Raw genomic sequence first — 5,168 nt, forward strand, 5'->3', positions numbered from 1 at the left:
GGTCGCGGCGCGCGGGCCGGTCGACGTGCTGGTCGCGAACGCGGGCGCGGCATCCGGCGCGACGCTCGCGACCACCGACGCCGCCAGTTGGCAGCGCGACATCCATCTGAATCTGAACGGTACGTATCACACGGTGGAAGCGGTGCGTGCGTCGATGATCGAGCGGCAGCGCGGCGCACTCGTGCTGATCGGCTCGGTGAACGGTCTCGCCGCGCTCGGTCATCCCGCGTATAGCGCGGCGAAGGCCGGCCTGATCAGCTACACGAAGGCGCTCGCGGTCGAACTGGGCCGCCACGGCATTCGCGCGAACATCGTGTGTCCGGGCACGGTGAAGACCCAGGCGTGGCAGGCGCGCGTCGACAGGAATCCGCAGGTGTTCGAGGATCTGAAGAAGTGGTACCCGTTGCGCGACTTCGCGACGCCCGACGACATCGCCGACGCGGTGCTGTTTCTCGCGTCGCCGATGGCGCGCGTGATTACCGGCGTCGCGCTGCCGGTCGACGGCGGGCTGATGGCCGGCAACCGGTTGATGGCGCAGGAGCTCACGCTCGAGTCGTTCTGAGCCGGAACACCCGTAACAGGAAGCGCAACACGACGCGCCACGACACGCGGCAAGACAACGAGGACAGCATGGCAGCAGTGCAACTGAGCGGCATCTTCAAACGCTATGGCGACACGCAGGTCGTGCACGGCATCGATCTCGACATCGACGACGGCGAGTTCGTCGTGCTGGTCGGCCCGTCGGGCTGCGGCAAGAGCACGCTGATGCGGATGGTGGCCGGGCTCGAGGAAATCAGCGGCGGCGATCTGCTGATCGGCGGCACGCGCGCGAATACGCTCGCGCCGCAGCAGCGCAATATCTCGATGGTGTTTCAGAGCTACGCGCTCTATCCGCATCTGTCGGTCTACGAGAATATCGCGTTCGGCCCGCGCATTCGCAAGGAAGCGCCGTCGAGCTTCAGGCCGCGCATCGACGCCGCCGCGAAGATGCTGAACCTCGGCGGCTATCTGGACCGGCTGCCGCGCGCGCTGTCGGGCGGCCAGCGGCAACGCGTCGCGATGGGCCGCGCGGTGGTGCGCGAGCCGTCGCTGTTCCTGTTCGACGAACCGCTGTCGAATCTCGACGCGAAACTGCGCGTGCAGATGCGCACCGAAATCAAGGCGCTGCATCAGCGTCTGAAGAATACGGTGATCTACGTCACGCACGATCAGATCGAGGCGATGACGATGGCCGATCGCATCGTCGTGATGAACGCGGGGCGCATCGAGCAGATCGGCCGGCCGCTGGAGCTCTACGATCGTCCGGCGAATCTGTTCGTCGCGAGCTTCCTCGGTTCGCCGTCGATGAATTTCGCCGAAGGCGTGATCGTCAATCGCGCGCAGGGCCACGGCCTCGCGTTGAAGCTCGCGGACGGCAGCGAGGTCGCGCTCGAACGCGCGCCCGCGTCGGTGGCGCCCGGCGCGCAGGTCACGCTGGGCGTGCGACCCGAACACATCGAGCTCACGACGCAGATACCGGATGCCGCGCTCGACGTCGAAGTGATCGAGCCGACTGGCGCCGAGACGCATTTGTACGGGAAAATAGGCGGCACCACGTGGTGCGTGACGACGCGCGAGCGCTCGCGGATCGAGCCCGGTCAGCGTGTCGCGCTGCGTTTGCCGGTCGGGCACATTCATCTGTTCGATACGGAGAGCGGACGCAGGCTGGTCTGAACCGCGTGTTGCCGCTCGACGCGCACTCGAGCCGATTGAAGCCGAACAGGCTGCGAGCGGCTCTTTTCGCGGCAACGCACGTGCGTTCCCTATGTAAACAGACCCTAAGGAACACCGGGTGTCCGCACCGAACTTGATTCCCCATATCCGCAGCGCACTCGCCAGTTTGCGGCCCGCCGAGCGCAAGGTCGCCGACATGGTGCTGGCCGACGTCGACTTCGCGATGCGCGCCAGCATCACCGAACTCGCGCAGCGCGCCGACGTGTCCGAGCCTTCCGTCACGCGGTTTTGCCGCGCGATCGGCGCGCATGGTCTGCGCGACTTCAAGATGCAGCTCGCGCAGAGCGTCGCGGGCGGACTGCCGTATGCGTCGACCGCGGTCGCGCGCGACGACGACATGCAGACCCTGATGGACAAGGTCGGCGAGGCGGCCATCGACGGCATTACGCATGCGCGCGGCGCGCTCGATCCGGCTGTGGTCGAAAGCGCGATTGCGGCACTCGCGAGCGCGCGGCGGGTGTTTTTCTTCGGCGTGGGTTCGGGTTCGGGACTCGTCGCGCAGGATGCGGCGCTGCGTTTTCTGCGCATCGATATCGCGGCGGCGGCGTTCACCGATGGTCATTTGCAGCGGCTTTACGCGGGCCTGATGGAGCCCGGCGACGTAGCGTTCGCGATTTCGCATTCGGGGCGCAGCGTCGAAGTGAACGAGAGCATCCAGATCGCGAAGGAGCGTGGCGCGACGACGATCGCGCTGACCAACGTCGGTTCGCGGCTTGCGTGGCTCGTCGATATTCCGTTGCTGTTGCGCGTGCCGAGCCCGATCGATCCGAATACGCCGGGCGTGTCGCGGCTCGTGCATCTGTGCATCATGGACGCGCTCGCGATCGGCGTTGCGTTGAAAGCCGGGCCGGCGACGCTGGAGAAGATGCGGCATGCGAAGGCGCGGCTGGCGTCACACGAGCCGCAGGGGGCGGGCGGGTAGGCGGTGCTTTTCGAAACCTCAGAACTTCGAAAAAGCCCTTACGTATCGGCGTTTTCCGCGCCGCTCACTGCCGCCATCCATCCGAATCGCCGCGACAATCTCGATGTCGCCGCACGCAATGTCCGCGCGGGCTGGCCTGACGGTTCGCAATCGAAGCCGCCGCCCGGTCCCATCAACGCGAGCACGACGCAGATGCTGCCGGTGTGATCGAGCACGGGCGCGGCGAGCGTATTGATGCCGGGGATCGGTTTGCTCAACGCCGTATCAATTCCGTCCGCGCGAATCCGCGCGAGCCGCCGCGCGTAAGCGGCCTTTTGCGCGGCGATATCGGCGGCACCGGCTCCCGCGAGCCGCAGATGATCCTGTGCCAGCAGACCCGCGCGCACGTCGTCGGCGACATATGCGGCGAACATACGGCCAATCGCCGTATTCACGAGCGACATCACGGTGCCGACGCGCAGGCTCACATGCAAGGGCCGCGCCGATTCCTCGAGACGCACGACGGTCGGTCCGAGCGGTCCGAGCACCGCCATCGCGACGCTCATTCCAGTCGATGCCGCGAGATCGATCACTTCGGGCTCGGCCTCGCGCGTCGGCGACAGACGCTGCAAACCGATCAGGCCCAACTCGAGCGCGAGCGGACCGGCTTCGAAGCAACCGGATGCGTCGCGGCTCAGCAGGCCGATTTTCAGCAGACTCACGAGATGCGGAAACGCCTTCGCGGGCGGCATGCCGGCCGCGGCCGCGAGATCGCGCAGGTTCAGCGGACGCGCGGCGGCGACGAGCGCCGTCAGCAGTTCGCCGGTGTTGTCGAGCGATTGAATGCCGCGCTGCGGTTTCGCGTCGGTGGAAGCGGGGGAGAGATGGGCGGAATCGGTCACGATCAGAAACACGCTACAGGGACGATGCAAGCGATGACGTCAAAGAAGCGGGGGCCGCCGCGAGGTCGGCGCCGATGTCACGCACCGCGTCTAGCAACGCACGCGCAACCGGCCCGTCGGCGGCGACGTCGAGCACGCCCGTCGAACCGATCACCGTCAGCGCGAGCGCGACGCGGCCTTCGCTATCGAGCACCGGCGCGCTCAGGCTGCTGATGCCCGGACTCGGCGCATCGACGCTGCTTTCGAGCCCGCGCGCGCGGATGCGCGCGAGCGTCGCGTCGAATGCCGCGCGTTCGGCGGGCGCCGTCATCGCGCTGCCCGCCGCACCCGATTGATTCGCCCACGTCGCGTCGAGCACGTCGCGCGGCAGATACGCGCAGAACACACGCCCGGTCGAGGTCGCCGGCAGCGACATCACCGTGCCCACATGCAGATTCACGTGCAGCGGAAAGCCCGCGTGTTCATAGCGCACGATGGTCGGCCCTTGCGGCCCGGCAATGCAGATCGCGACGCTAAAGCCGATCGCCTCGGCGAGCGCCGCGACGCGCGGCACGGCGGCGCGAAACGCCGGCTGGTTTTCGAGGCGCAGCAAACCGAGCCGCAGCGCGAGCGGCCCCGGCTCATAGCGGCCCGCCAGTTCGTCGCGCTTGATGAGGCCGAGGCGGCTCAGGCTCACCAGATACGCATGCGCCTGCCCCGGCGCGATCTGCGCGGCGCTCGCGAGATCGGACAGCGCGAGCGGCGCGCGCGCGCCGGCGAGCGCGAGCAGCACCCGGCCGCTGACCTCGACGCTTTGAATGCCGCGCTGCGGTTTGCCGTTTTCCGCCGCCGCGCCGCTGCCTGCGCTTGCCGCCGATTTCATCGCTTTGCTCACACCCTCACTCGTCCGTAAAAGGCGGTCCATGTTAATCGAATGCTCGCGTCTCCTCCAAGCCCTTGCCGAGCAGGGACGACGCGCCTGAAGCCAGGCCGCGAGTCACCGCCTACGATAACGCGTTCGTCGCGAACTGACGCCGCGCACTGACGCACGCTCAATCGTCGTACCGGTCTGGCCGACGCGGCGCGCCGGCTTCAATGCGTTCGTTCCCGTCATCACTCGGCAGCCGGCTTCGGGGATGTCCAGTTGACCGGGTATTGGAGTGAGATCTGCAAGCGGTCGCGCAATTCGGGATGCACCGATGCCTGGTTGAGAACGGCCATGCCGCCAATCTGCCGCAAAGTCTCATCAGTCAACGGAGCGGTCGGGTCGTCGGAGCCAAGCGGCAAATTCATTGCCGATCCGCGCGCTATCTGTCGATCTATGGCTCCCTTGATTTCGTTCCGGTACACGGTACACAACTGGATTTGCCGCGTTTTCTCGTCATAAAAAATCACGGTGGCACGCAGCTCGTCATTGCTCCTGTTGCTTCTTGGCGAGGCTCGGCGCTCCTCGGCTACCGCGAACACATCGTGGTTGTCTATCGCGCGTTTTAGCGCTCGGATCAGGCTGTCTGCCGTTGCGTCCAGAGGGTAGTGCACGCAGTGTCGAAGGAAGTCGCCTAGCAGGTTGTTGAAAAGCGCCCCGTCATGACGACCGAAGCTATGTTCAGGAG

6 protein-coding genes are annotated in these 5,168 nt (G+C 66.5%); 3 read left to right on the top strand and 3 right to left on the bottom strand.

Annotated features, from left to right (window positions below; genetic code table 11):
- The 3 genes from QM685_RS36590 to QM685_RS36600 all read left to right on the top strand — a co-directional run.
- Positions 1 to 562 (top strand): SDR family oxidoreductase (locus QM685_RS36590; protein WP_415124383.1); only part of this gene is annotated, 562 nt, incomplete at its 5' end.
- 68 nt (positions 563 to 630) lie between these two features.
- Positions 631 to 1,713 (top strand): ABC transporter ATP-binding protein, encoded by a 1,083-nt coding sequence (locus tag QM685_RS36595; RefSeq protein WP_415124385.1) that lies wholly within the window; start codon positions 631 to 633, stop codon positions 1,711 to 1,713.
- A 118-nt stretch (positions 1,714 to 1,831) separates the two neighbouring features.
- A complete protein-coding gene (locus tag QM685_RS36600) occupies positions 1,832 to 2,695 on the top strand; it encodes a MurR/RpiR family transcriptional regulator (RefSeq protein WP_415124387.1) in 864 nt (287 codons plus the stop codon).
- A gap of 38 nt (positions 2,696 to 2,733) precedes the next feature.
- Here the strand turns inward: QM685_RS36600 and QM685_RS36605 are convergent, their stop codons facing one another.
- The 3 genes from QM685_RS36605 to QM685_RS36615 form a co-directional block, all read right to left on the bottom strand.
- Positions 2,734 to 3,576, bottom strand: a complete 843-nt coding sequence (locus QM685_RS36605) for an IclR family transcriptional regulator (RefSeq protein WP_415124388.1) — start codon at positions 3,574 to 3,576, stop codon at positions 2,734 to 2,736.
- 13 nt (positions 3,577 to 3,589) lie between these two features.
- Positions 3,590 to 4,480, bottom strand: a complete 891-nt coding sequence (locus QM685_RS36610; protein WP_415124390.1) for an IclR family transcriptional regulator — start codon at positions 4,478 to 4,480, stop codon at positions 3,590 to 3,592.
- A gap of 188 nt (positions 4,481 to 4,668) precedes the next feature.
- Positions 4,669 to 5,168 (bottom strand): hypothetical protein (locus QM685_RS36615; protein WP_415124392.1); only part of this gene is annotated, 500 nt, incomplete at its 5' end.

It is taken from the genome of Paraburkholderia sp. (assembly GCF_047605525.1).
Lineage (GTDB): Bacteria > Pseudomonadota > Gammaproteobacteria > Burkholderiales > Burkholderiaceae > Paraburkholderia.